This window comes from Kribbella speibonae, from assembly GCF_004331375.1.
Classification (GTDB): Bacteria; Actinomycetota; Actinomycetes; order Propionibacteriales; family Kribbellaceae; genus Kribbella; species Kribbella sindirgiensis.
On record NZ_SJKC01000003.1, the window covers coordinates 196,420 to 219,884 of the forward strand.

Annotated in this window: 22 protein-coding genes; 11 read left to right on the forward strand and 11 right to left on the reverse strand. The window is 68.7% G+C overall.

Annotated features, from left to right (window positions below; all coding sequences use genetic code 11):
• Nucleotides 1–58 precede the first annotated feature (58 nt).
• The 5 genes from E0H92_RS45145 to E0H92_RS22250 all read right to left on the reverse strand — a co-directional run bounded on the left by E0H92_RS45145 (nucleotide 59) and on the right by E0H92_RS22250 (nucleotide 6,122).
• Nucleotides 59–1,918 (reverse strand): hypothetical protein, encoded by a 1,860-nt coding sequence (locus E0H92_RS45145; RefSeq protein ID WP_165549909.1) that lies wholly within the window; start codon nucleotides 1,916–1,918, stop codon nucleotides 59–61.
• Nucleotides 1,919–2,145: 227 nt separating this feature from the next.
• Nucleotides 2,146–3,006, reverse strand: a complete 861-nt coding sequence (locus E0H92_RS22235) for a CAP domain-containing protein (RefSeq protein ID WP_238173545.1) — start codon at nucleotides 3,004–3,006, stop codon at nucleotides 2,146–2,148.
• Nucleotides 3,007–3,322: 316 nt separating this feature from the next.
• Nucleotides 3,323–4,129, reverse strand: coding sequence for a CAP domain-containing protein (locus E0H92_RS22240; protein ID WP_131497610.1), 807 nt, complete (start codon nucleotides 4,127–4,129; stop codon nucleotides 3,323–3,325).
• Between the two features lie 90 nt (nucleotides 4,130–4,219).
• Complete coding sequence (locus tag E0H92_RS22245) at nucleotides 4,220–4,882, reverse strand: GNAT family N-acetyltransferase (RefSeq protein ID WP_131285961.1); 663 nt, start codon at nucleotides 4,880–4,882, stop codon at nucleotides 4,220–4,222.
• Between the two features lie 109 nt (nucleotides 4,883–4,991).
• Nucleotides 4,992–6,122, reverse strand: a complete 1,131-nt coding sequence (locus E0H92_RS22250; protein ID WP_131460356.1) for a GNAT family N-acetyltransferase — start codon at nucleotides 6,120–6,122, stop codon at nucleotides 4,992–4,994.
• Nucleotides 6,123–6,190: 68 nt separating this feature from the next.
• Between E0H92_RS22250 and E0H92_RS22255 the strand changes: the two genes are divergently transcribed.
• The gene (locus E0H92_RS22255) at nucleotides 6,191–7,003 is read left to right on the forward strand and encodes a DeoR/GlpR family DNA-binding transcription regulator (protein WP_131460355.1); all 813 of its coding nucleotides are present in this window, start codon (nucleotides 6,191–6,193) and stop codon (nucleotides 7,001–7,003) included.
• Nucleotides 7,000–8,214 carry an MFS transporter gene (locus E0H92_RS22260; protein WP_131497611.1) on the forward strand — a complete coding sequence of 405 codons (1,215 nt, stop codon included), beginning with the start codon at nucleotides 7,000–7,002 and terminating at the stop codon, nucleotides 8,212–8,214. The genes E0H92_RS22255 and E0H92_RS22260 overlap by 4 nt, the downstream gene beginning before the upstream one ends.
• On the opposite strand, the gene galK is transcribed toward E0H92_RS22260, so the two are convergent.
• Together galK and galT are read right to left on the reverse strand one after the other, a co-directional pair.
• Nucleotides 8,188–9,315 (reverse strand): galactokinase, encoded by a 1,128-nt coding sequence (gene galK / locus E0H92_RS22265; protein ID WP_131497612.1) that lies wholly within the window; start codon nucleotides 9,313–9,315, stop codon nucleotides 8,188–8,190. The genes E0H92_RS22260 and galK overlap by 27 nt on opposite strands.
• Entirely contained in the window at nucleotides 9,312–10,358 is a 1,047-nt protein-coding gene (galT, locus tag E0H92_RS22270) for a galactose-1-phosphate uridylyltransferase (RefSeq protein WP_131497613.1), read from the reverse strand. Before galT ends, galK begins: the two co-directional genes overlap by 4 nt.
• A 332-nt stretch (nucleotides 10,359–10,690) precedes the next feature.
• Here galT and E0H92_RS22275 point away from each other — a divergent pair, with 332 nt between their 5' ends.
• Nucleotides 10,691–12,013, forward strand: coding sequence for a hemolysin family protein (locus E0H92_RS22275; protein ID WP_131460351.1), 1,323 nt, complete (start codon nucleotides 10,691–10,693; stop codon nucleotides 12,011–12,013).
• Here the strand turns inward: E0H92_RS22275 and E0H92_RS22280 are convergent.
• The 3 genes from E0H92_RS22280 to E0H92_RS22290 form a co-directional block, all read right to left on the reverse strand.
• Nucleotides 11,961–13,217 (reverse strand): MFS transporter, encoded by a 1,257-nt coding sequence (locus E0H92_RS22280; RefSeq protein WP_131460350.1) that lies wholly within the window; start codon nucleotides 13,215–13,217, stop codon nucleotides 11,961–11,963. The genes E0H92_RS22275 and E0H92_RS22280 overlap by 53 nt on opposite strands.
• A 3-nt stretch (nucleotides 13,218–13,220) precedes the next feature.
• Nucleotides 13,221–13,817, reverse strand: coding sequence for an ArsR/SmtB family transcription factor (locus tag E0H92_RS22285; RefSeq protein ID WP_131460349.1), 597 nt, complete (start codon nucleotides 13,815–13,817; stop codon nucleotides 13,221–13,223).
• Between the two features lie 72 nt (nucleotides 13,818–13,889).
• A complete protein-coding gene (locus tag E0H92_RS22290; protein WP_131497614.1) occupies nucleotides 13,890–14,720 on the reverse strand; it encodes an alpha/beta fold hydrolase in 831 nt (276 codons plus the stop codon).
• Between the two features lie 94 nt (nucleotides 14,721–14,814).
• Here E0H92_RS22290 and E0H92_RS22295 point away from each other — a divergent pair, with 94 nt between their 5' ends.
• Nucleotides 14,815–15,198: a YciI family protein gene (locus tag E0H92_RS22295; RefSeq protein ID WP_131497615.1), complete on the forward strand. Its 384-nt coding sequence runs from the start codon at nucleotides 14,815–14,817 to the stop codon at nucleotides 15,196–15,198.
• Here E0H92_RS22295 and E0H92_RS22300 read toward each other — a convergent pair.
• A complete protein-coding gene (locus E0H92_RS22300; RefSeq protein ID WP_131497616.1) occupies nucleotides 15,184–16,224 on the reverse strand; it encodes an N-acetylglucosamine kinase in 1,041 nt (346 codons plus the stop codon). The two genes, E0H92_RS22295 and E0H92_RS22300, sit on opposite strands and share 15 nt — an antisense overlap.
• A gap of 209 nt (nucleotides 16,225–16,433) precedes the next feature.
• Between E0H92_RS22300 and E0H92_RS22305 the strand changes: the two genes are divergently transcribed.
• Genes E0H92_RS22305 through E0H92_RS22335 form a run of 7 tightly spaced genes read left to right on the forward strand, consistent with a single transcriptional unit; the run spans nucleotide 16,434 to nucleotide 23,426 of the window.
• Nucleotides 16,434–17,213 carry a sugar isomerase domain-containing protein gene (locus E0H92_RS22305; RefSeq protein WP_131460345.1) on the forward strand — a complete coding sequence of 260 codons (780 nt, stop codon included), beginning with the start codon at nucleotides 16,434–16,436 and terminating at the stop codon, nucleotides 17,211–17,213.
• A 22-nt stretch (nucleotides 17,214–17,235) separates the two neighbouring features.
• On the forward strand, nucleotides 17,236–18,654 hold the full coding sequence (ngcE, locus tag E0H92_RS22310; RefSeq protein WP_131460344.1) for an N-acetylglucosamine/diacetylchitobiose ABC transporter substrate-binding protein: 1,419 nt from the start codon (nucleotides 17,236–17,238) through the stop codon (nucleotides 18,652–18,654).
• Between the two features lie 2 nt (nucleotides 18,655–18,656).
• Nucleotides 18,657–19,652, forward strand: a complete 996-nt coding sequence (locus tag E0H92_RS22315; protein WP_131285948.1) for a carbohydrate ABC transporter permease — start codon at nucleotides 18,657–18,659, stop codon at nucleotides 19,650–19,652.
• Nucleotides 19,649–20,542 carry a carbohydrate ABC transporter permease gene (locus tag E0H92_RS22320; RefSeq protein WP_131460343.1) on the forward strand — a complete coding sequence of 298 codons (894 nt, stop codon included), beginning with the start codon at nucleotides 19,649–19,651 and terminating at the stop codon, nucleotides 20,540–20,542. The genes E0H92_RS22315 and E0H92_RS22320 overlap by 4 nt, the downstream gene beginning before the upstream one ends.
• A gap of 12 nt (nucleotides 20,543–20,554) precedes the next feature.
• Nucleotides 20,555–21,898, forward strand: a complete 1,344-nt coding sequence (gene ngcE / locus E0H92_RS22325) for an N-acetylglucosamine/diacetylchitobiose ABC transporter substrate-binding protein (RefSeq protein ID WP_131497617.1) — start codon at nucleotides 20,555–20,557, stop codon at nucleotides 21,896–21,898.
• 58 nt (nucleotides 21,899–21,956) lie between these two features.
• Nucleotides 21,957–22,967, forward strand: coding sequence for an iron-siderophore ABC transporter substrate-binding protein (locus E0H92_RS22330; RefSeq protein ID WP_131460341.1), 1,011 nt, complete (start codon nucleotides 21,957–21,959; stop codon nucleotides 22,965–22,967).
• Between the two features lie 54 nt (nucleotides 22,968–23,021).
• Entirely contained in the window at nucleotides 23,022–23,426 is a 405-nt protein-coding gene (locus E0H92_RS22335) for a hypothetical protein (RefSeq protein ID WP_202873768.1), read from the forward strand.
• Nucleotides 23,427–23,465: the final 39 nt, after the last annotated feature.

A 23,465-nucleotide genomic window follows, 5' to 3' on the forward strand; every position in this document is an offset into this window, starting at 1 on the left:
ATCCCGCCGAGTCGTGGCTTCCGGCGCCAAAACACCACCCAAATCCACGACTCGGCGGTTAGGAGAAGTTGGCCACCCAGGCGTTGCGGTCGGTGTAGGACAGGCACGCGAGGATCTGCAGGGTGCACCGCTTCGCGGTGCCGAAACCGACGCCCAGCGTTGTCAGGTTGCAGTTCAGGACGGTGCTGCGGCTTCCCGACATCAATCGGTCGTACGCCTGCTGCGCGGTCATCTTGTCGGCGCCGGCACCCACCTGGGATCCGGTGGTGTCGTCCATGCCGCTGCCGGTCTTGGCCCGGCTACCCGCGGTTGCCTCGGCGTTGTTGGTGAGGCTCGGGTCCTCTTTCAAGCGCGCGCAGCCGTTGTCCACCCGCGCGTTGTCGATCAGGTCGAACAACTGCTGCTCGTTGGCGTCCATGCCGCCGTCGACCGGTGGGGGCGGAGTCGTCGTGGTCTTGGTGGCCGTTGGGGTGGGGACTGTGCGGCCCGGGGAGGTTGGGGCGGTGGTGGGCTGCGTCGTCGGGGCCGAGGTTGGGGCGGTGCTGGGGGTGTTCGTGGAGGACTTGGTGGTGGGGGTGTCGGTCGGGCTGTCCGTCGGGGTGTCCGTCGGGGTTGCCGAGGGGGTTTCCGACGGGGTGCTGGTGGGCGTGACCGTGGGGGTCGCCGTTGGCGGGACGGTGACCTTGGCCGAGGGGGTTGCGACCGCCGGCTTGGCGCTCGGGGTGATGTAGGTGTCGTCGGTGCGGGTGACGATCGGGATGGATGCGTCCGCTTCGTCGTTCTGCGGCTGGTGCAGCAGGATCCAGGAGATCGGTGTGATCACCAGGAGGACAGACGCGATCGCGATCACCGTGCGCCGACCACGCGCCGAACGCCCGGCCGCCGCCGACCGAGCCGCCGTACGTCGTCCCGGCCCACTACCACCAGGCCGACCCGAGCCAGAAGCTCCGCGCCCACCAGCCGCAACAACATGCACAGCCGAGTCGGAACCACCGACCGCAGCCCCAGCACCCGCGTACGCCGCAACACCAGCATCCGCACGATCCGCGTCAAACGCACTCTCCCCACCGCGAGACGCGCCCGCGCCGGACGCGCTCTCGCTGACGCCGAACGTGCTCGCGCCGGACGTGCCCTCCCCAGCGCGAGAGGTGCTCGCGCGATCCGCGCCGAACGTGCTCTCTCCTGCGCGCGACGTGCTTGCGCCGAAGCCGTTCTCGGCTGCGGGGGATGTGCTCGCGCGGGACTCGGGTGGGTCGAATGGGGAGGCGGCTGCGCCGGTGCCTGTGGTTGGGGTGGTCGGGCGGCGGGTGGCAGCTGTGGAGAGGTCGTCTGCGGCTGCGCGGGTTGTGCTTGCGCTAGCTGCTTTGCTGTCCGTCGCGGCGCCTAGGGAGGCCCAGTCGTCGGCGGCTCGGCGGGAGGACCAGGTGCCGGCGGTTTCGCCCAGCGGAGCCGCGGCCGGAGCAGGGGTTTCCTTGCGGGCTGCGCGACGGGCTTTGCTGGGGGGTTCGGGGTCGGTGCCGGCGATCGACTGGTCGACCCACGACGGCGTACCACCGGCAGGGCGCCGGTTCGCGAGGCCCGCGGCCGGGTCTTCGGCCGGTCGGGTAGGCAGGCCGGCCTCGGTGTCGGGAGCGGTGTAGCTGGGCAGCGCGCCGCGCGGGGCGTACTGCGGCGTGGCAGGGCGTGACTGGTTGCCGCCGGCCCAGAACGGGGACTCGCTGGACGTGGCGCCCTTCGGCGCGCTGGCCCAGAACGGGGACTCGTCGCTGGTCCGCGGCGCGTAGCGCGGCGGTTCGGGTGCTGCGGGCGGGGTGGTTTCCGCGGGCGGAGTGGGCCGGTTGCCGGACCGCGACGAACGGGAGGCCGCTCGGGTCGCTTTCCTGCGTGGTTTGTACCGGCCGTTGCCGGACTCGGACATTATTTCGTTGTTCCCTTCAAAGTCGCGCCCCCAAGACGTGCCTCGCCAGATCGAGGCGCCTCACACGCCGCCTCACCGGATCCCCCCAGGACCGCCCGGCAACATGACAAGGACGGATCTACCCGTCGTGACCAGCCGTGAATCGGCCGGACGTTGTGGCCGTGGAACAACGTTCTGGCCACTCTCGGTGTTCTGGACACGATGACAACCACGATGGCTACCCGGTCTCAGCTTCTGCCGAAGTCCTGGACCCAGCTGCCCGGTCCCCAGTCCGACTTGACCTGGCCCGGGTCGTACCCGACGCCGATCGTGGTGAACCGGCAGTTCAGGATGTTCTTGCGGTGCCCGTCGCTCTGCATCCAGGCGGCGACCACCTTCTGGGCGCTGTCGTAGCCGGCCGCGATGTTTTCGCCCCAGCTCGACCCGCGGTACCCGGCGGCCGCCATCCGGTCGCCAGGGTCTTGTCCGTCGGGGTTGGTGTGGTCCATGTAGTGCCGGCGGACCATGTCCGACGCATGCTTGCCGGCGGCCTCGACGAGTGCGCTGTCCAGCCGGAGCGGGCCGCAGCCCTGCTGTTCACGGATCTGGTTGGTGTACTCGAGGACCTGCCGCTCCTGCGTGTTCGTCCCGCCGCCACCGGTCGGCGGCTGCGTGGTGTCGCTCGGCGTCGGGTCGGTGGACCGCGTCTTCGTCGGCGTCTTGGTCGGCGTCCGCGTCGGCGTCGTACTCGCGGTCCTCGTCGGCTTCGGCTTGCCGGCCTGGGTCCGTGTAGTGCCCGGCGCGGTCGGTGGCACGGTCACAGTGGTCGTGCCGACCGTCGGTGCCGTCGGCGTGGTCAGCACGGTGCTGGGTGTGTCGCTCGACGCACCCGGGCTCGCCGGGGTCGCGGACGAGGACGTGCTCGCGCCGAATGCCGGCGTGCCGAGGACGGCTGTCGTCGTACGCCCGTTCGGCAACGTCTTCGTGATGGTGATCAGCGGAGTACCGGCCGTCGTACCTTCGACTGCGGACCCACCGTCGACGCGGGTGTCCTCGTTGACGTACTGGACGTTGGTGGCGTCGTTGACCTGGTCGCCGTCGCGAGACATCAACCAGACCACAGGTCCGATCGCGACCAGGACCGAGAGCGCGCTGACGGTAGGGCCGACCAGGCCACGGCTCCGCCGGGGAGCACGTCTACTGCCGCGGTGCCGCCGGGGGGTAGGCGAATCCGTCATGGGATGGGCGAATCCTCTTCGTTTTTCGTCGTACCGAGTTGCGCGTCGTTCCCCGTGGTCCAGCCAGGTCCCCCCTGGTCTCACCGAACAGCGACCTTAACCGACGTGCAAGGTCATCGTTACGGAGCCGACTGCCCTCTTAACGAATCCTGAAGAAAACGATTGACTGAACGCCGGGGTAACCCGGTCAGCCGCCGAAATCCTGCACCCAGCTGCCGTTGCCCCAGTCGGGTTTCACCTGGCCGCTGTCGTACCCGATGCCGATCATCGTGTAGCTGCAGTTGAGGATGTTCGCGCGGTGTCCCGCGCTGTTCATCCAGCCCTTCACGACCGCAGCCGCGGTCGTGTAGCCGACCGCGATGTTCTCGGCCATCGCGCCGCCGCGGAAGCCGGCCGCCTTCATCCGGTCGAACGGGCTGCGGCCGTCCAGGCTGTCGTGCGCGAAGTAGTGCCTGACCACCATGTCGGCGGCGTGCGCCTCGGCGGCCTGGGTGAGCGACTTGTTGGTCCGCAACGGTCCGCAGCCGGCCTTCGCACGTTCCTGGTTGGTCAGGTCGAGGACCTGTGCCTCGGCCGGTCCGCTGGTGGGCTTCGAGGTCTTCGTCGTCCTGGTCGGCGTAGGTGTCGGCGTCGGGGTCGCGGAGCGGGTCGGCTTCGGCGAGGTCGTCGAGGTGGTGGGCTTGGGAGTCCGCGAGCTGCTCCGGCTCGGCGCCGACGTGGTCCGCGTCGGCTTCGGAGTCACGGTCGAGGGCGTCGTCGAAGGAGTACGGCGAGGTGTGTACGACGGGGTGGGCGGACGGACCGGTGTGGCCGACGACGCGTCGTCGCTCGCGGTCTCCATCGACGAGATCGGTTCCGACTGGCTCGTCACCTTGCTGCTGTCCGTCTGGCGCAGTACGAACCACCCGATGCCGGCCAGCAACACGAGAGCCGACAGTGACGCGATGAGGGGACCGGCCACACCGTTGCCGGGGGACCGTCTGTGGTTCGTCATGATCTGCAGCCTTGCCCAGGCGAACGATTGCCCACCCGCGCAGCGGGCAGCACTTCACAAACCTTTGACTATGGCAGTCGTTTGAATGAGTCAGCGTGAGCGGGCGATGACGATATCGGCGATCACCTTCCAGCCCAGACTCCGGTACAGCCGCAGGCCGTCGATCGACGCGATCAGGATGCCGCGTTTGGCACCCTTCGCCGCGGCGGCCTCGACCAGCGACGCCATCACGGCGCTGCCGAGTCCGCGCCGGCGGTGCGCCGGGTCGGTCTCGATCCGGTCCGCGACCGCGTCCTCGCCGACGACCGCCATCCGGCCGCTCGACACCACTCCGCCGTGCATCGTGGCGCGGGTGATGATCAGGTCGTCCTCGAGTTCGGTGTGCAACGTATATCGCTCGTGCAGCTTCAGGGCCGGCTGCTCCGAGAGCTGGATCGTCATCAGCCAGTCCTGGTCCTGCTGGACCTCGAGGCCGAGTTCCTCCAGTTGCTCGATCCTGGCTTCCTTGTCGTCGGTGGCCAGCGTGATCCAGCCCGAGCCGCGCCCGCCGCCGTCGGCGAGGGCCAGCTGGGCGGCGCGTTCCACCCGTTCCGGTTTGTCATCGGCATCCAGTACGACGTACTCCGTCGGCCGGCTCTCCTCACCTGCCCGGACGATCAGAATGCCGTCGTTGTCGTCCTCAACCGTGGTCCAGCCCCGCGAGACGGACCACCCGGCCTGCCAACGGCGGACGAGTTCCTCACGATCTCTCACCCGTCGATTCAAGCAGCCCGGCAGCCCGACGGCGAGGGGAACCGGTGTCGTTTGACACCAACTCGCCGTAAACCGCTGCCTGCAGCCGGTCACCACTGACCCTGAGCCGTCAGCTGGCCGGGTGCTCCGTGGCGAGCAGGTCGTACGTGCGGAGGTTGTTATAGGTACCGTCACGGCGGGGGTCGGCGAGACGCTCGTCGGCGACCCGCGTGAAGCCGTTGGCCTCGGCAACGTGCGCGGACGCGGTGTTCACGTCGGCGCACCGCAGCACCAGCCGGCGCCGGCTCAGACCGCCGTCCTCGACCGGCCGGAACGCGTGCCCGATCACCAGCTCGACCGCACTCGACATCACCTTGCGGCCGCGCGCGTCCGGGTGCATCCAGTACCCGATCTCGCCGATCGTGTTGTCGATCCGGTTGTTCAGACCGAAGATGCTGACGTTGCCGAGCAGTTCGTCGGTGACCGCATCGGCGATCGCCCAGGCGACCGCGTCACCGCTCGCCGCCTGGTCCGACCGGCCTGCGATGAATCCCTTGGCGTCGTCGAGTCCGTACGGCGACGGCATGCCCGTCAACCACTGCTGGGTCCGCTCGTCGCCGCATGCCTCCATCACCCGTTGCGCGTCCGACGCGCGCAACGGCCGCAGCCGGATCGCGCCGCCGTCGAGCACGGGAACCGTCCACCAGTTGCCCTTCGGCTCGAGTTCGTCGTCGCGTGCGATCGTCGCGACCCACTCGTCCTTCCGGACGCCGCGCGACAGGCCGCCGCCCGGAATCGTCACCAGGCCGTGGAATCCGGTCTTCCACGCGACCCGGCGGCTGGCGTAGTTGCCGACGTATGCACGCCAGATCACGCGCGTCCAGTCGAGGTCGTCGAACGCGTACCGCACCACCAGCTTCAGTGCCCGCGTCATCACCCCGTGGCCGCGGACCTCGGCCGATACCGCGAACCCGACCTCGCCGACACCGCCCTGGCCGTCGCGCAGGTCGATGGTGCCGACGTAGTTCCCGTCGTACTCGATCGCCCAGGCCCAGGCGGTGTTCTCGCGCCATCCGGCCGGGACCACCTCGGTGAGGAAGTTCACCGCGTGCTCGTGCAGGTACGGGACCGGGATCGTGGTCCATTCCTGCATCACCGGGTCCTGGCACATCCGGTACGCCGGGTCCACGTCGGCCGCTGTGTGCGCACGCAGGGTCACCACGCCGTCGGTCAGCACCGGGACGTCCTCGGGGAATCGCATGCTTCAGGGTGACGCGCTGCCACTGGCCGGGCAACACATTTCCATGCCAACGAGACTATTCTGTGGGCGTGAATGCAGCCGGAGCAGAACCGCCACGCGGCCGCGGCGGCCAGCTCGCCGCCCAGCGCCAGGCCACGATCGTTGCCGAGGTCAACAGCCGGGGCGCGATCACGGTGGCCGAACTGGTCGACCGGTTCGGGGTCTCGGACATGACGATCCGGCGCGACCTGGACGCCCTGGACTCCAGCGGCCTGCTGCACAAGGTGCACGGCGGCGCGACGTCCGTCGGCCTGCGCAGCGCGCACGAGCCGGGTTTCGACGCCAAGCTGACCCAGGAGTCCGCGGCCAAGCAGGCGATCGCCGCCGAGGCCGCCACCCGGGTCCAGCCGGACAGCGCGATCGGCATCGGGGCCGGTACGACGACGTACGCGCTGGCCCGGCAGTTGTTGCGGGTCGAGAACTTGACAGTTGTCACGAACTCGGCGCGGATCGCCGACGTGTTCCACGGCAACGCGCGCTCGGACCGCACCGTCGTCCTGATCGGCGGCATCCGGACGCCGTCGGACGCGCTGGTCGGCCCGATCGCGACCGCCGCGCTGGCGTCGCTGCACCTGGACCTGCTGTTCCTCGGCGCGCACGGTGTGGACGCCGAGCACGGGCTGAGCACGCCGAACCTGATGGAGGCCGAGACCAACCGGTCGTTCATCGCCGCGAGTCGTGAGGTGGTCGTGGTCGCGGACCACACCAAGTGGGGGACCGTCGGCCTGAGTACGTTCGCGACCTGGTCCGACCTGGACGTGATCGTCACCGACAACGGCCTGACCACCGCCGCCCGCAAGGCCATGCGCGACACAGGATGTGACCTCGTCATCGCTTCATGAAGCTGGGGCGTCCGTACTGGGTTCTCTGGACGGCCGGTGCGATCTCGTTCGCCGGTGACGGGATCATGTTCGGTGCGCTGCCCTTGCTGGCGGCATCGATCACGCGGGACCCGCGGATCGTCTCGCTCAGCGAGGCGGCCGGGAACGTCGGCTGGTTGCTGCTCGGCCTGATCTCGGGCGTGATGGTCGACCGCTGGCGGCGGACGTCGACGATGTGGATCGTCGACGCGATCCGCGCGGTGGTCGCCGGTGCGTTCGCGGCCGCCGTACTGTCGGGACTCGGGACGATCCCGCTGCTGCTGGCGACCGCGTTCCTGCTCGGCATGCTCGCCCCGTTCTTCGACAACGCCGCGTCGGTCGTGGTCATCGACGTCGTCGTACCGACCGCGCTGGAACGCGCCAACGGCTACAACCAGGCCTCGTTGTTGCTGCTGAGCAACCTGATCGGTCCGCCGCTCGGCGCGGCGCTGTTCGTGCTGAGCCGCGGACTGCCCCTGCTGCTCAATGCGATCTCGTTCGCCGTCGCAGCCGTGCTGGTGTGGACGATCCGTACGTCGGCGCCGGCCCGCGTCCGCGCACCGGACCGGCATCTCGGACGCGAACTCCGCGAGGGCCTCGTCTATCTGTGGCGCAACAAGCTGCTCCGGACGCTGTGTCTGCTGCTCACGATCGTGAACGGCGTCGGCGCCGGAATCATCGCGATCCTCGTGCTCTACGTGCTCGAGGTCCTGCACCTGCCGGAGCAGGGTTTCGGCTGGCTGGTCGCGATTTACGCCGTCGGCGGTGTGGCCGGTGCGTTCGTCGCGCCGCGGTTGTCGCGGTGGATGACGACGAGCACCAACCTGATCGGCGCGATGGTGATCAGCAGCGTCGCGATCATCGCGTTCGGCCTGGTGACGGCCTTCGCGCTGGTGGCGATCGCGGCGATCGTGCTCGGCTTCGGCAGTACGTGGTGGAACGTCGTCTCGATCACCTTGCGGCAGCGGATCGTCCCGGCCGAACTCCTCGGCCGGGTGACCGCCGTCTATCGGATGGTCGCGTTCTGCGCGGCGCCGCTGGGTGCGGTCGGTGCCGGTTTCCTCGCCCACACCACCGACTTACGTACGCCGTACTTCGCCCTCGGGCTACTGCAGCTCGCGGCGACCGCCGTGTCCGCCCCGCTGATCCGCCGCGAGGTCCGCGCCTCAGCTGACCCGGGAGGCGCCGGCTGACGGGGTTGCGGCGAGCGAGCTCGGAGCCGAGAAACCGTGTTCCGCAAAGGCTTTCTCGATCGCGGACAGCACGGAATCGGCCGCCGATGCCTCGACCAGCGCGATGATGCAACCACCGAAACCGCCACCGGTCATCCGCGCACCGAGCGCACCGGCCTCCAGCGCGGTGTCGACGGCGACGTCGAGCTCCGGCACGGTGATCTCGAAGTCGTCGCGCAGTGAGGCGTGCGACGCGGTGAACAGCGGACCCACTTCGCGCAGCTTGCCGGCCCGCATCAACGCGACCGCGTCCTCGACCCGGCGGATCTCGGTCACCACGTGCCGCACCCGCCGCCGTACGACGTCGTCCGACAACCGTCCGAGCGCATCGTCGAGGTCCTCGAACGCGATCGACCGCAGCGCCGGTACGCCGAGCTCGGCCGCCGCCTGCTCGCAGCTCGTCCGGCGCGCGGCGTACTCACCGTCGACGTGCCGGTGCGGTGCCTTCACATCGACGACCAGCAGCGCGAGATCGTCCGCCGGCGGGTCGAACGGGATCTGGTCGGTGGACATCGCGCGGATGTCGAAGAACAGTGCGTGGCCCGCGGTGCAGCACATCGAGGCCATCTGGTCCATGAGTCCGACGGGCGCGCCGACGTACTGGTTCTCGGCCTTCTGGGCCAGCCGCGCGATCTCGGCCGGGTCGACCTCGAGGTCGCGCAGACCCAGCAGCGCCACGAACGTCGCGCACAGCAGGGCGGCCGACGACGACAGGCCGGCGCCGGACGGGAGGTCCGAGTCGACGAGCAGGTTCGCGCCGCCGATCGGGTAGCCGGACTCGCGCAGGATCCAGGCCGCACCGGCCGGGTACGCCGCCCAGTCGCCGACCGAACCCGGGGCCAGGTCGTCGATCGCGAACTCGGTGACGCCGCGGTGCCCGCTCGACGCGACGGCGATCCGGCCGTCGTCCCGCTTCGAGGCGCTGACCAGGATCCGGTTCGGCAGCGCGATCGGGAGCACCAGGCCGTCGTTGTAGTCGGTGTGCTCGCCGATCAGGTTGACCCGCCCCGGGGCGCGCCAGCTGCCGTCGGGCGACGTACCGAAAACCTTCTGGAAGCTCACTGGCCGGCCTTTCGCAGGGTCTCGGCCACGTCCTCGGGCCGGGTGTCGCTGATGAACGCGCCCATGCCGGACTCGGAGCCGGCCAGGTACTTGATCTTGTCCTTGGCCCGCCGGATCGACAACAGCTCCAGGTGCAGGTAGCCGAGCTCGCGATCGATCCGGACCGGGGCCTGGTGCCAGGCGGCGATGTACGGCAGCGGTTCGCCGTACAGGCCGTCGAGGCGTTGCAGGACGTCGAGGTACAGCTCGGCGAAGTCGTCGCGCTCGCCGACCGACAGCTCGTCGATGCCGCCGACCTGACGGTGCGGGTACAGGTGCACCTCGACCGGCCAGCGGGCGGCCTCCGGGACGAACGCGGTCCAGTTGCCGTTCTCGGCGATGACCCGGGTGCCTTCCTTGCGTTCGGCGGCCAGGACGTCGGCGAACAGGTTGCTACCAGCAACTTCCTGGTGCTTGCGGGCCTGCCGCAGCAGGTTCTGCATCCGCGGCGGGACGAACGGGTAGGCGTAGATCTGGCCGTGCGGGTGGCTGAGCGTGACGCCGATCTCGCGGCCGCGGTTCTCGAACGGGAACACCAGCTCGACGTCGTCGCGGGCGCCGAGTTCCGCGGTCCGGTCGGCCCAGGTGTCGACGACCAGCCGGGCCTGCCCCTGGGACAGATCGGTGAACGAGCGGTTGTGGTCGCTGGTGAAGCAGACCACCTCGGTCCGGCCGGGGCCGGCGAAGGACGGGAACCGGTTCTCGAAGACGGCGACGTTGTAGTCGTGGTCCGGGATCTCGGTCGGGTTGCCGGGCTTGCTCGCGCACAGCGGGCACTGGTCGGCCGGCGGCAGGTACGTCCGGGTGTTGCGATGGGTCGCGTAGGTGATCACGTCGCCGGTGAGCGGATCGGTGCGCAGCTCGACCTGCGGTTGCGGCGCGGGCAGCCCGCGGGTGTCCTCGAGCGGCGCCCGGGCCGGCGCGTCGGCCGGGTCGTAGTAGATCAGCTCGCGGCCGTCCGACAGCCTGGTGTCCGTCCGGCGCGCTCCGCGCGGTGTGTTCATCGATTGACCCTCCCGGCCGTCCGACGCTTGGGCAGCCAGGAATCATCGTAAACCAACAAACTCGAACATGCACTGTGGGACCGCCCACCGCTAGAGTTGGTAGATGGACGACTACGCCCAACGCCCGCCCTCTCGACGTCTGACGAGAGGGCTAAGGGTCCTGCAGGCGATATGACTCGACGCTATCGGCGCCCAGGCACGCACCTCGGCGCACTTGCCCAGCGCCCACGATGCTCCGCATCGAGGCCACTGACCAAGCACCCCGATGCACGCACCTGGACACAGCTATCGTTCGAGGCATACCGCCTGCAGGACCCTAGGAAAACCCAGCCATGAACGACACCCTGCTCAATATCGTCCTGATTCTGGTCTTCGTGCTGATCGGCGGGGTCTTCGCCGCGGCCGAGATGGCCCTGGTCTCGCTCCGGGACAGTCAGCTCAAGGCGCTCTCGCACCGCGGCCGGCGCGGCGAGATCGTCGCCAAGGTGGCCGCCAACCCGAACCGGTTCCTGTCCGCCGTGCAGATCGGCGTGACCCTGATGGGCTTCCTGTCCGCCGCCTTCGGTGGCGCGACGCTCGCGGACGGTCTCTCGCCGCACCTGCAGAAGCTCGGGCTGCCCGAGTCGGTGGCCGGCACGGTCGCGCTGGTGCTGATCACGATCCTGATCTCGTACGTCTCGATCGTGCTCGGCGAGCTGGCCGCGAAGCGCCTGGCCCTGCAGCGGGCCGAGGGGTTCGCGCTCGCGCTCGGGCCGCTCGTGGACCGGATCGCGTCCGGCGCGCGGCCGGTGATCTGGCTGCTGTCGAAGTCCACCGACCTGGTGGTGCGCGCCCTCGGCGGTGACCCGAACGCGAACCGTGAGGTGATGTCCGACGAGGAGCTCCGCGACGTCATCTCCGCGCACGAGTCGCTCGGTGAGGAAGAGCGAAAGATCGTCGACGACGTCTTCGAGGCCGGCAGCCGGCAGCTGCGCGAACTGATGCTGCCGCGCACCGAGGTCGATTTCGTCGACGCCGAGATGCCGGCGTACAAGGCGGTCAAGTTCGCCGCCGAGCGCCCGCACTCGCGGTACCCGGTGATGAACGGCTCGGCCGACGACATCGTCGGGTTCGTGCACGTCCGGGACCTGTTCGACCCGGCGGTCGCGACCCGCTCGGTGCGGGTCGGCGACCTGGCGCGTGAGGTCCTGATGCTGCCGGACACCGCGAAGCTGCTGCCGACGCTGACCGAGATGCGCCGCCGCAGCACCCACCTCGCGATCGTCCTCGACGAGTACGGCGGTACCGCCGGCATCGTCACCCTCGAGGACCTGGTCGAGGAACTGATCGGCGACATCACGGACGAGTACGACGAGGAACCGGCCGAGACGACCCGGCTCCGCAGCGGCGACATCGAGGTCGACGGGCTGCTGAACCTGGACGACTTCGCGGACGCGACCACGATCGAGCTCCCCGACGGGCCCTACGAGACCGTCGGCGGGTTCCTCGCCGCCCGGCTCGGGAAGGTTCCGTCGACCGGCGACGAGGTCCCGTTCGACGCCCACACCCTCACGGTCACCGAGATGGACGGCCGCCGGGTCGCCCGGGTCCGGCTGCACCTGGTCACATCGTCAGAGCAGGTTCCGGCCGAGGAGCCAGAGCCCGCCGCCGACTGAGTACGACGAGCCCGCCGACGACGTACCCGAGGCCCTGGAAGACCAGGATCGGGATGATGCCGACGGCGTCGCCGAGCAGGCCGGCCGCGGCGATGCCGAGCAGGACCGCGACGCTCTCGGCGGCGCCGACCGCGCCGTAGATGCGGCCGCGGGTGCCGTCGACGGTGAGGTTCTGGAACACCGTCATCATCCCGGCGATCGTGAGCGCGCCGGGCAGGCCGACGACGATCATGCAGACGAACGCCGGGATCACGCTGTCCGACACCAACGGGTAGAGGAACAGTGCGATGTCGATCAGCCCGAACGCGAAGGCGCCGATTCCCCACAGGGTCGCGGCCGGCCAGCGGGAACCGATCGCGGCCGCGACCAGACCGCCGACGATCCCGCCGATCGCCTGCGACGACACGATCAGGCCGTACACCTTCCCGTCGCCGCCGACCTCGGCGCTGACGAACGGTGCGAACAGCGTGCTCATGATCCCTTCACCGACGCCGGTGACCAGGCAGAACACGAAGAACAGCCGCATCGCCGGACCCGCGACGCACAGCCGCAGTCCCTCTGTCCACTCGTCCTTCAGCCGCTTGATCGCGCCGCCGGCCGTCTCCTCCTCTCGTTGCCGCCGCTCTTGCCGATGCCGCATCGCCGCGACCAGCACGACCGCGGCCAGGAAGGTCACGGCGTCGCCGATGGCGAGCAGCGTGAGTCCGCCGGCGGCCGCGAGTACACCGCCGAGCGCCGCGCCGACCAGGCGGGCGAGGTCGCGGATCTGACTGTTCAGCGCGTTCGCGGTGACCAGTTGCTCGGAGTTCACGAGGAGCGGGACCAGCGACTGTTCGGCCGGCGTGAAGAACTGTTGCAGGCAGCTCTGCGCCAGGACGACGGCGTACACGATCCAGATCATGCTCGCGTCGTGGACGGCGATCAGGGGGAGTAGTACGACCGCGTTGAGGATGTTGGTGACGATCATCGTGGTGCGCTGGTTCCACCGGTCGACGAAGACGCCGGCCAGCGAGCCCAGCAGCACGGCGGGCAGGAACGACGCGAGGAGCAGTCCGCCGGAGGCGAGCGTCGAGCCGGTCAGTACGTACACCTGGAACGCGAGCCCGGTGCGCAGCAGCCAGTCACCGGTGAGCGAGATCAGGCCGGCGCTGAGCATCAGCCGATAGTCACGCTGCCGCGCGAGGACGCCCCACAAGTCCTTCATTTCTTACTCCTCCGGCTCCGGCGAGATGGTGACGATCTGGGTGAACGAGACATGCCGGCTTCCCGCCGGCCGAGTGGACTTGTCGTCGATCGGCCGCTCATCCACCCAGCGCTGTAGGAGCTCGTTGATCTGCCCAACGATCTCCGCGAGCTCCTCGCCGGTCAGGTAGAGACCGGTCTGCCCGATGCCGGAGTTGTCCCGCCAGACCGGGTCCGCCAGCAGGCGCTGCTGCTGCCACTTCGCCAGCGCGTCCAGCGCCCGCTCGGCCATCAGTTGCTCGAGTACGTCGGCGGCGGCCGCGCCTTCGGGTGTCTTGATCGCGTCCCGCCACGACTGCGACGTGGACACCAGGCGCCACGGCCGCTCCCGGTTGTCCTTGCCCGGCGCCGGTTCGACGAAGTCGTACTTCGCCAGCTGCCGCAGGTGGTGCGACGCCAGCGCCTGGCTGATCCCCAGCCGCCGCGCCGCATCGGCCGCCGTCAGCGGGCCTTCGCGCCCGAGCAGCGACTGCAGGTCGAGCCGCACCGGGTGCGCCATCGCCCGAATCGCCAGCGGATCGTTCAGCAACCGCGCCCGCCGCGGATCCTTTTCCAAAGACATGCTTGGAATATGCGGCAGCCCGAATCCAATGTCAAGCCATTGCTTGGAATGTTGGCCGGCTACCTGCAGTCCTTAGCCGGTGTGGTCGCGGATCCATTCGAGGGCGGGTTCGGCCTGGCTGAGGATCGAGATGTGGCTGAGGCCGGGATGCAGCGCGAGTTCGGCGGTGGGGAGGTTCGCGGCGAGCCAGTCCGCGTGGGTGCTGGGGATGATGCGGTCGGCGGTGCCGTGGAGGAGGAGGGCCGGGGCGGTGATCGTGGCCGGGTCGCAGCCCCAGGGGACGACGTACGAGCAGTCGTCGTCGACGGCGCCGTCAGGGCCGTTGGGCATCGCGACGTCGCCGGCGACCGAGCCGAGCCAGCCCCACGGGCCGTCGAACATCGCGACGTCGGAGTCGGTGAACTCCGGGTCGTACTCGACCGCCTCGTTGCGCAGTCGCGCCTCCCGGCCCGCGGCCGCCGCCCGCAGCGCGGCGCAGCCGGAGTCGATCATCCCGTCGTACCAACCTTCCATGCCGTACGGCGCGATGGCGGCGAAGGTGGCGACTGCCTCGACGCGGTCGCCGAGGACCGCGGCGGAGCCGAGTGCGTAGGAGCCGCCGCCCGAGTAGCCCATCAGTGCGCAGGTGCCGATCCCGAGTGTGTCGAGAACCGTGGTCAGGTCGGCGGCGACCGAGGCCATCGTGCGGCCGGGTGCCGCGGTCGAACCGCCGTACCCGGGCCGGTCGAAAGAGATCCACCGGATGCCGAGCCACTCGCCCGCCTCGTACAGCGGCGCCGGCGGTGTGCCCAGGTTCGGCGTGCCGTGATGCCAGACGACCGCCAGCCGCGCGTCGTCACCGGGCGCACTGTCGTACCCGTGCAGGACCCGCCCATCGGCCGTCCGGAAATCGATCTCGTCCATGCCGTTCACCCTAAATTGCCGAAATGTCGAGTGCTGCCCGTCGTGTCCGACCTCTGCTGCGAAGATCCTGTACCTGCCCGAAAGGACACCTGACATGAAGTACCTGCTGATGATTCACAGCAACCCGATCACCTGGGGTCACCCGTCGTTCCTGCACACCGAGGAAGGCAAGGCCCTGCCGAAGAAGGCGCGCGAGGCGCTCGCCGCGCAGCTCGACAACCTGCTGAACGAGCTGGATGCCAACGGCGAGCTGATCAACGCCGTCCCGCTCGATCCGCCGGCGAAGACCCGGGTGGTGCGCGTCCGCGAAGGCGTCCGCGCGACCACCGACGGCCCGTACTCCGAGGCGAAGGAGCAGCTCGCCGGCGTGTTCCTCATCGACGTGGCGAGTCAGGAACGCGCCGAAGAGGTGGCCGCCACCATCCCGGAGGCCGGCTTCTTCGCCGTCGAGGTCCGCCCGGTCTCAGTGTTCGACTAGCCGTTGGTGGTTCGCGGTCGTTGCGAGGGCGGGGTCGAGGGTGCCCAAGGCGAGCCAGGTGGCGCCTCCGACTCCGTCCCGCGCGGTCAGGACATCCCCGGCGAAGTGTTGCCGGATGAGTTGGCCGACAGGTGAAGATTCTCCGGCGACACTGCCCGCGAGCACCATCGGGCCCTTGTCCGACGTTGTCTTCAAGCGGGCAGCGGTTTCCGTGAGCAACTCGGCTGCGCGTTTCACCAGCGACCGCGCGATCTCGTCGTCCTGCGCGTACGCCGCCATCACCGCCGGCGCCAGCTCCGCGAGCAGAACCGGCGGGCGACTGTTCACCGTCCTCACCAGATCATCACGCAGCGCGTCGTATCCTTCACGCTGTGCAGCCGCATGCTCGTCCCGATCGGGCAGGATCGTGTGTACGACGGCCTGCCCGAGCAGCCCGAGCGGCTCGCGGAGGTCCAGTGCTTGCAGCACGCTGCGCACAGCCTCCCGGCCGAGCCAGAAGCCGGAGCCGTCGTCACCCAGCAGCCAGCCGTGCCCGCCCGCGGTGCGCAGGAGTTGATGGTTGCGCACCAGGCCGGCGTTGCTGCCGGTGCCCGCGATCAGCACGGTCCCGTCCGGTTCCGGCGTACCTGAGGCGAAAGCAACCTCGAGATCGCCGATGTAGTCGGGGGGAACGACGAGGCCGGCGCCCGTCCAGGCGGCCTCGAACTGGGCCGCCACGTCCGGTCGCGCAAGGGCCACGCCGCCGGCCATGCCGACGACCCCGGCTTTCACGGCCGTCGGGTCCAGCCCGGACAGTGCGGCGTGAAGCGCCTGGCCGAAGTTGGCCGCCGCACTTGCCGGATGGCTGGTCGGATTCCCTCCCGCTGCGGCTCCGCGACCGATTACGTTGCCCTCAGAGTCCGCGACCACGATCCGGGTGGACGTACCGCCGAGGTCGCCGCCGAGGACCAGTGGTCCGGCAGGTATCAGGACCACCTGGTCGACAGGTGCGGCGTCAGCGTCCGGAAGCGAGCCTTCGACCGACATACGCGATGCTCCAAACTGCTCGAAAGAGCCTAAAAGTAAGCACAAGTAAACAAGGTTACGCAACGGTCCCGATCTAGGGAGATCACACGGATGAGCCTTGACTTTAGCTACGAGTTGAGAAAAGTTCTGTCCAGCAAACAGGAAACTTGCGCATTTGTCGGCACTTGGAGTGTCGTCGGCGAGCAGATTAGTCGAGGGGTGGGCCGTTGATGGCCAGCAGTAACACGGGGGAATCCAGTGGCGTGGGCGCGCAGGCGTATGTTCAAACGCTGATGCCGATCCTGGCCGCGGTCACCACCCAGATCGACGGCCCGATCCAGCAGGCCGCCGATCTGATGGCCGCGTCGGTGCGGGCGAACGGCGTCATCCAGGCCTTCGGCTCCGGGCACTCCGAGGCCCTCGCGATGGAGATCGCCGGCCGCGCCGGCGGGCTGATCGCCTCCAACCGGATCGCGCTGCGCGACCTGGTGCTGCTCGGCGGCGAACCGCCCGAGTTGCTGCGCAGTGCCGAGCTCGAGCGCGACCCGGCGTACTCGCGGAAGCTCTACGAGCTGTCGGCGGCCCGCGAGGGCGACCTGTTCGTGATCGCGTCGAACTCCGGGGTGAACGGCTCGATCGTCGAGCTCGCGAGTGTGGTCAAGGAGAAGGGCCACCCGCTGATCGCGATCACCTCGCTGCAGCACACTGGCGGTATGGATTCGCGGCACCCGTCCGGCAAGAAGCTGATCGACTTCGCCGACGTCGTGCTCGACAACCAGGCGCCGTACGGGGACTCGGTGCTCGACCTGCCCGGTGGTGGCAAGGTGTGCGCCGTATCCTCCATCACCGCCGCACTGATTGCGCAGATGCTGGTGGCTGAAGTACTGCGCCGGCTGACGGAGGCCGGCGAGACGCCGCCGGTCTACCTGTCCGCGAACATCCCCGGTGGCGACGAACACAACCATGCCCTTGAAGCAAGGTACGCCGGTCGTATCCGGCGTACTGCCTGAAACACACTCGGAAGGCGGGACCATGACCACTCCCAACAACCTGTCGCGGCGGCTGTTCCTGCAGCGCGCGGCGGTCGGCACCTTGCTGGCGACCGGCGGCAGCACGCTGCTGGCCGCCTGTGCCACCGGCGGCGGCGACGACAACGGTTCCGGCGGTGGCGGCGCCGACAAGACCTCGGAGAACCCGTTCGGCATGGCGGACAAGGCGACCGTCGACGCGGTGATCTTCAACGGTGGTTACGGCTACGACTACGTGCAGTTCGCGGCCGACATCGCGCAGAAGAAGTTCGCGGGCTCGACGTTCAAGGTCGCTCCGTCGACCCAGATCGCCCAGCAGCTGCAGCCGCGCTTCGTCGGCGGCAACCCGCCGGACCTGATCGACAACTCCGGCGCGAACCAGATCGGCTTCAACACGATCCTGGACCAGCTGTCGACGCTCGACGACGTCTTCGAGGCCAACAACTACGAGGGCACGAAGATCGCCGACACCCTGTACCCGGGCGCCAAGAACCCCGGCACGTACGACGGCAAGTTCGTCGCGATGAACTACGTGCTCACGCTCTACGGCATCTGGTACTCCGACAGCCTGTTCAAGGAGAACGGCTGGGAGGCCCCGAAGACGTACGACGGGCTCCTGGACCTCGGCGCGAAGGCCAAGGCGAAGGGCAAGTACCTGTTCGTCTGGGGCAAGGAAGCCGCCACCTACTACCACACGATGGCCGTCGACGGTGCCATCAAGGAGGGTGGCGACGAGGTCCGGCTGGCGCTGGAGAACCTCAAGGAGAACTGCTGGTCGATGCCGCAGATCCAGGGCATCTTCAAGGCCCTGGAGACGATGGTCAAGAACGGGTACTTCGTCCCCGGTGGCGCCGGCACCCAGTTCACCGCCGCGCAGGCGAAGTGGAGCAACGACCAGCAGGCCGTCCTCTACCCCTCGGGCTCGTGGATCGAGAACGAGATGAAGAAGGCCACCAAGTCGGGCTTCGACATGAAGGGCGTTCCGGAGCCGGTGCTCACCGACGCCCCGAAGCTGCCGTACGAGTCGCTGCGCAGCGCGGCCGGTGAGCCGTTCATCGTCCCGTCGAAGGGCAAGAACGTTGCCGGCGGCAAGGAGCTGCTGCGGGCGATGCTGTCCAAGGAGGCGGCGACCAACTTCGCCAAGACCCGGCTGGCGCCGACGATCGTCAAGGGCCTGGTGCCCGCGGACGGCTTCGGTTCGACCGCGCTGCAGTCGCAGACCGCGATGCTGGACGCGGCCGGCACCAACGTCTTCGACTACCAGTTCGTCGGCCTGTACGGCATGAACACCGACAACCTCGTGGTCTGGAACTCGTTCCTGTCCGGCCAGCTGGACGCGGCCGGCCTGACGAAGGGCCTGCAGCAGATCACCGACAAGGTGCGCAACGACAGCTCGGTCAAGAAGATCCCGGTCACGAAGTGACCATGACGCAAGAGGCTGTGCCGGGAGGCGGACCCCAGCGGTCCGTCACCCGGCGCCGCCGGCCGCTGACCTTCGACCGCGCCAGCTTCATGGTCGTGTTCCTCGGCCTGCCGCTGGCGGTCTTCGTGATCTTCGTGGTCTCCCCGTTCGTGCAGGCGCTGTACTACTCACTGACCGACTGGTCCGGGTTCAGCTCGGGGATGAACTTCGTCGGCTTCGACAACTACGTGAAGCTGTTCCACGACGACATCTTCCTGAAGGCCGTACGCAACAACGTGCTGCTCGCGATCGTCGTACCGATCGTGACGATCGTGCTGGCGCTGACGCTGGCCACGCTGGTGACGATCGGCGGCTCCGGGACCGGGACCGTCCGCGGTCTGCGGAACGCGGGCTTCTACCGGATCGTCTCGTTCTTCCCGTACGTGATCCCGGCGATCGTGATCGGCCTGATCTGGGCGCAGGTGTTCACGCCGGGTTCGGGCATCCTGGACGCGCTGCTGTCGAAGATCGGGCTGCACCAGTTCGAGAACTACGCGTGGCTCGGTGACGCGCGAACCGCGATGCCGGCCTCGATGTTCGTGATGATCTGGGGCTTCGTCGGCTTCTACATGGTGCTGTTCATCGCCGCCATCCGGGGCATCGAGCCCGAGGTGTTCGAGGCCGCCCGGATCGACGGCGCCGGCCGGTTCCGCAGCGCGGTGTCGATCACGGTCCCGCTGATCCGGGACAACGTGCAGACGGCGTACATCTATCTCGGGATCGCCGCGCTGGACGCCTTCGTCTACATGCAGGCGCTGAACCCCGGCGGCGGGCCGCAGAACTCGACCCTGGTCATGCCGCAGCAACTGTTCACCACGGCCTTCACCAAGGGACAGTTCGGGTACTCGACGGCGATGGGTGTGGTCCTGGCCGCGGTGACGATGCTGTTCGCGCTCGTGGTCTTCACGGTGAACGCCCTGACCGGCGGACGTGACCGGAAAGCAAAGGTACGCCGATGACGACAACCACCGCCGATCGGGCCGAGCTCAGGGCCGGGTCCCGCGCGCCCGACCACCGGAAGCCGGAGGGCCGGGGTGTGGCGACGACCGCCCACGTCGCGCTGATTCTGTGGTCGTTGCTGGTGATCCTGCCGCTGGTGTGGACGCTGCTGTCCTCGTTCAAGTCGACGCAGGAGGTGCTGGGCAACCCGCTGTCGCTGCCGAGCAAGCTCCGGTTCAGCAACTACGCCAACGCCTGGACGACGGCCGGCATCGGTCGCTACTTCCTGAACACGGTGATCGTCGTCGGCGTCGCGCTGGTGCTGGTGATGATCCTGGGCGCGATGTGTGCGTACGTGCTGGCCAGGTTCACGTTCCCCGGCAACCGGCTGATCTACTACTCGATGCTGGCCGGGCTGACGTTCCCGGTCTTCCTGGCGATCGTGCCGCTGTTCTTCGTGCTGAAGAACTTCGGGATGCTCAATACTTTGCCAGGGCTGATCACCACGTACGTCGCGTTCGCACTGCCGTTCACGGTCTTCTTCCTGCACAGCTTCTTCAAGGCGCTGCCGGGCGAGATCTACGAGGCGGCGCAGATCGACGGCGCCGGTGAGTGGCGGACGTTCTTCTCGGTGATGCTGCCGATGGCCCGGCCGGGGATGGCGTCGGTCGCCATCTTCAACTTCCTCGGGTTGTGGAACCAGTTCCTGCTGCCCGTCGCCCTGAACACCGACTCGAAGAACTACGTGCTCTCGCAGGGCATGGCGTCGTTCGCGTCCCAAGCCGGTTATGCGGTGGACTTCGGCGCCCTGTTCGCGGCCGTGGTGATCACCGTGGCGCCGGTGCTGGTCGTCTACATCATCTTCCAGCGGCAACTGCAGGTCTCCGTGACCGCGGGAGGCGTGAAGTAATAGCCTGCGGTGATGCTGAGACGGCGGACGTTACTGCAGGGGGCGTTGGCTGGTGCGGTCCTGAGCGGCTGCACCAGCGAACCGGTCGCCCCGCCGGTGTCGAAGGAGAACCCGTTCTCCGTGGACGGGAACGCCCCGGTCGACCTGGTCGTCAGTGAGGAGTACGGCGGATTCGCGGCGGCGGCGTACCGGAAGAAGTACGCGGCCGCCGTCGTCACGCCGAAGGTGACAGCGCAACTGTCCGACCAGTTGCTGCCCCGGTTCGCCGCGGGCAACCCGCCCGATGTGGTGCTCAGCACCGGCGACGACAAGCTGAAGGTCGGCCGGCTGGTCAAGGAAGGTCAGCTGACCGACCTGCAGCAGTTGCTGGACGCACCGTCCTGGGACAACCCGGACGCGGCGGTCAAGGACCAGCTCCTGCCCGACATGCTGGACTTCGGCTCGTACGACGGGGCGCAGCGTACCGTCAACTACATCGCGAGCGTGTACGGGATCTGGTACTCGGCCAGCCTGTTCCAGCGCAACGGCTGGGAGGTACCGCGCACCTGGCCCGATCTGCTTGCCCTCGGCGCCGATATGAAGGCGGCCGGTCTCGGTCCGTTCATGTACGCCGGCACGCACCCGTACTACCTGCTGGAACTGGTGCTGACGCTGGCCGCCAAGACCGGCGGGCCGGAGGTGGTGCGGCGGATCGACAACCTCGACGAGGGCGCCTGGAAGGACGAGAACGTCACCAAGGCGATCACCGCTGTCGGTGAGCTCACCAAGCGCGGGCTGCTCGCCCCGGGGACCGCGGACTTCGACCACATCGGGTCGCAGAAACGCCTGCTCGCGTCCAAGGTCGGGATGCTGCCGTGCGGCAACTGGCTCGAGAACGAGATGAAGGGCCTGATCCCGCAGGACTTCGCGCTGACCATGTTCGCCGTACCGGCGCTGGACTCCTCGCCGGCGCTCGCCAGCGGTCTGCACGTCGCGGCGACCGCGCCGGTCCTGGTGCCGGACAAGGCGAAGAACAAGGCCGGCGGGCTCGAGTACCTGCGGGCGCTGCTGTCGGCGGACGTCGCGGCGCAGGTCACGTCGGAGTCGGCCCAGCTCACCATCGTCCGCGGGGCGGCCGACGGGCTGGAGATGGGGAGCGCGCTCAGCTCGGCGCGCGACCTGCTCGCATCGGCCGGCGACCAGCTCATCACCTGGTACTTCGACGACTGGTACCCGGAGTTCGCGACCGCGGCCGCCGCGGCGACCGGGCAGTTCATGGCCGGCGGGCTGCAGCAGTCCGAATGGACCGCGCGGATCCAGGCCGCGGCCGACAAGCTCAAACAGGACAACGCGGTCACGAAGTACCACCGGGACTGAGATCTGGGTTAGGTTAGGGCAACCTAACCCAGCCATGACTCAGCCCTGTGAGGTTCCCATGCGCCGCCTGCTGGTGTTCCTGGCCGTACTCCTGCTCGCCCTGACCGGGTGCGGAAGCGGGAACGACGAAGCGCCGCAGACAGCCGCGTCGCAGGGCGGCGGCGCCTTCCCGGTGACGATCAAGAACAAGTACGGCGACACCGTCGTCGAGCAGGCCCCGCAGCGGGTCGTGACGGTCGGCCTGGTCGAGCAGGACGCGCTGCTCGCGCTCGGCGTCGTACCGGTGGCGACGACCGAGTGGTTCGGGGAGAAGCCGGGCGCGCTGTTCCCGTGGGCGAAGGCGAAACTCGGCGACGGCGCGGTACCGCAGGTGCTGAGCGACAAGGACGGGATCCAGTTCGAGAAGATCGCGGCGCTGCGGCCGGACCTGATCATCGGGCTGTACTCCGGGATCTCCGCGGACGACTACAAGAAGCTGACCGCGATCGCGCCGACGGTCGCGCAGCCGGCCGGCGTACCGGACTACGGCGTGTCCTGGCAGGTGGTGGCGCGGACCGTCGGGCAGGCGGTCGGGAAGCCGGCGCAGGCCGACGAGCTGGTGAAGGGGATCGAGACGCGGTTCGCCGAGGTGCGGGCGCAGCATCCCGAGTTCAAGGGCAGGCCCGCGTTGATGGCCACGCCGTACGAGGGCTACTTCATCTACGGCACGCAGGATCCGCGGTCCCGGCTGCTGACCGACTTCGGGTTCGTGCTGCCGGACGGGCTGGACAAGGCGATCGGCGACAAGTTCGGCGCGAACATCAGCGCGGAGCGGATCTCGCTGCTCGACCAGCAGGCGCTGGTCTGGTTCCCGACCAAGGGCGGTACGGCGAAGCTGAAGGCGGACCCGCTCTACAAGAACCTGAAGGTGCGGACCGAGGGCCGGGACGTGTTCGTCGAGGAGAACTACGACGACCAGCTGTACGGCGCGACCAGTTTCGTGTCCGTGCTGAGCCTGCCGATCGTGCTCGACGAGCTGGTCCCGAAGCTGGCGGCCGCGGTGGACGGGAACCCGGCGACCAACGCATAACCTCTCGCGGACCGGGGTTCGCTCGCCGTACGCTCTTTGCTGAGGAGTGGCGAGATGGCGTGGCTGGGTGTTGTCGTTCTGTTCTTGACGTTGTGCGTCCTGCTGAGCCTGTTGCTGCCGAATCCGCCGCCGTCGCGGTGGCGGCGCGGTCTGCAGCGGCGTACGGCGGGACTGGTCGCGCGCCTGCGCCCGCAGCGGGAGCCGGAGCCGGACCCGTTCGACACACTCCGGCTGCAGACCCGCCTGGGGCACCTGTCCACCAAGATCCGGCGCGTCGAGTCCACGCCCCACGTCTACGCTCGCGCACACCGCCTGATGGCGCTCGAGGCGGCGTACGACGACCTCCTCGACGAGGCCTGCCGCCTGGCAGGCTGCCCGTGCGAGTCCGAGCAGCAACGCTCGGAGGAGAAACGCTGGCAGGAAGAACAGGAACTGGCCGCCCGCGGCTGGTCCTGGTGACGCATAGTTCGTGAAATATGACTGATAACCCTCCCGGGT

Excerpts from the sequence above, each read along its gene's own strand:
- E0H92_RS22240 (WP_131497610.1), bottom strand. The coding sequence starts at position 4,129 with ATGACGAACCACAGACGGTCCCCCGGCAACGGTGTGGCCGGTCCCCTC.
- E0H92_RS22290 (WP_131497614.1), bottom strand. The coding sequence starts at position 14,720 with ATGGACGAGATCGATTTCCGGACGGCCGATGGGCGGGTCCTGCACGGG.
- E0H92_RS22330 (WP_131460341.1), top strand. The coding sequence starts at position 21,957 with ATGCGCCGCCTGCTGGTGTTCCTGGCCGTACTCCTGCTCGCCCTGACC.
- E0H92_RS22250 (WP_131460356.1), bottom strand. The coding sequence starts at position 6,122 with ATGCGATTCCCCGAGGACGTCCCGGTGCTGACCGACGGCGTGGTGACC.
- E0H92_RS22260 (WP_131497611.1), top strand. The coding sequence starts at position 7,000 with ATGAAGCTGGGGCGTCCGTACTGGGTTCTCTGGACGGCCGGTGCGATC.
- E0H92_RS22315 (WP_131285948.1), top strand. The coding sequence starts at position 18,657 with ATGACGCAAGAGGCTGTGCCGGGAGGCGGACCCCAGCGGTCCGTCACC.
- ngcE (WP_131460344.1), top strand. The coding sequence starts at position 17,236 with ATGACCACTCCCAACAACCTGTCGCGGCGGCTGTTCCTGCAGCGCGCG.
- E0H92_RS22300 (WP_131497616.1), bottom strand. The coding sequence starts at position 16,224 with ATGTCGGTCGAAGGCTCGCTTCCGGACGCTGACGCCGCACCTGTCGAC.
- E0H92_RS22235 (WP_238173545.1), bottom strand. The coding sequence starts at position 3,006 with ATGTCTCGCGACGGCGACCAGGTCAACGACGCCACCAACGTCCAGTAC.
- E0H92_RS22295 (WP_131497615.1), top strand. The coding sequence starts at position 14,815 with ATGAAGTACCTGCTGATGATTCACAGCAACCCGATCACCTGGGGTCAC.
- galT (WP_131497613.1), bottom strand. The coding sequence starts at position 10,358 with ATGAACACACCGCGCGGAGCGCGCCGGACGGACACCAGGCTGTCGGAC.
- E0H92_RS22275 (WP_131460351.1), top strand. The coding sequence starts at position 10,691 with ATGAACGACACCCTGCTCAATATCGTCCTGATTCTGGTCTTCGTGCTG.
- E0H92_RS45145 (WP_165549909.1), bottom strand. The coding sequence starts at position 1,918 with ATGTCCGAGTCCGGCAACGGCCGGTACAAACCACGCAGGAAAGCGACC.
- E0H92_RS22280 (WP_131460350.1), bottom strand. The coding sequence starts at position 13,217 with ATGAAGGACTTGTGGGGCGTCCTCGCGCGGCAGCGTGACTATCGGCTG.
- E0H92_RS22335 (WP_202873768.1), top strand. The coding sequence starts at position 23,022 with ATGGCGTGGCTGGGTGTTGTCGTTCTGTTCTTGACGTTGTGCGTCCTG.
- ngcE (WP_131497617.1), top strand. The coding sequence starts at position 20,555 with ATGCTGAGACGGCGGACGTTACTGCAGGGGGCGTTGGCTGGTGCGGTC.
- E0H92_RS22305 (WP_131460345.1), top strand. The coding sequence starts at position 16,434 with ATGGCCAGCAGTAACACGGGGGAATCCAGTGGCGTGGGCGCGCAGGCG.
- E0H92_RS22320 (WP_131460343.1), top strand. The coding sequence starts at position 19,649 with ATGACGACAACCACCGCCGATCGGGCCGAGCTCAGGGCCGGGTCCCGC.
- E0H92_RS22285 (WP_131460349.1), bottom strand. The coding sequence starts at position 13,817 with ATGTCTTTGGAAAAGGATCCGCGGCGGGCGCGGTTGCTGAACGATCCG.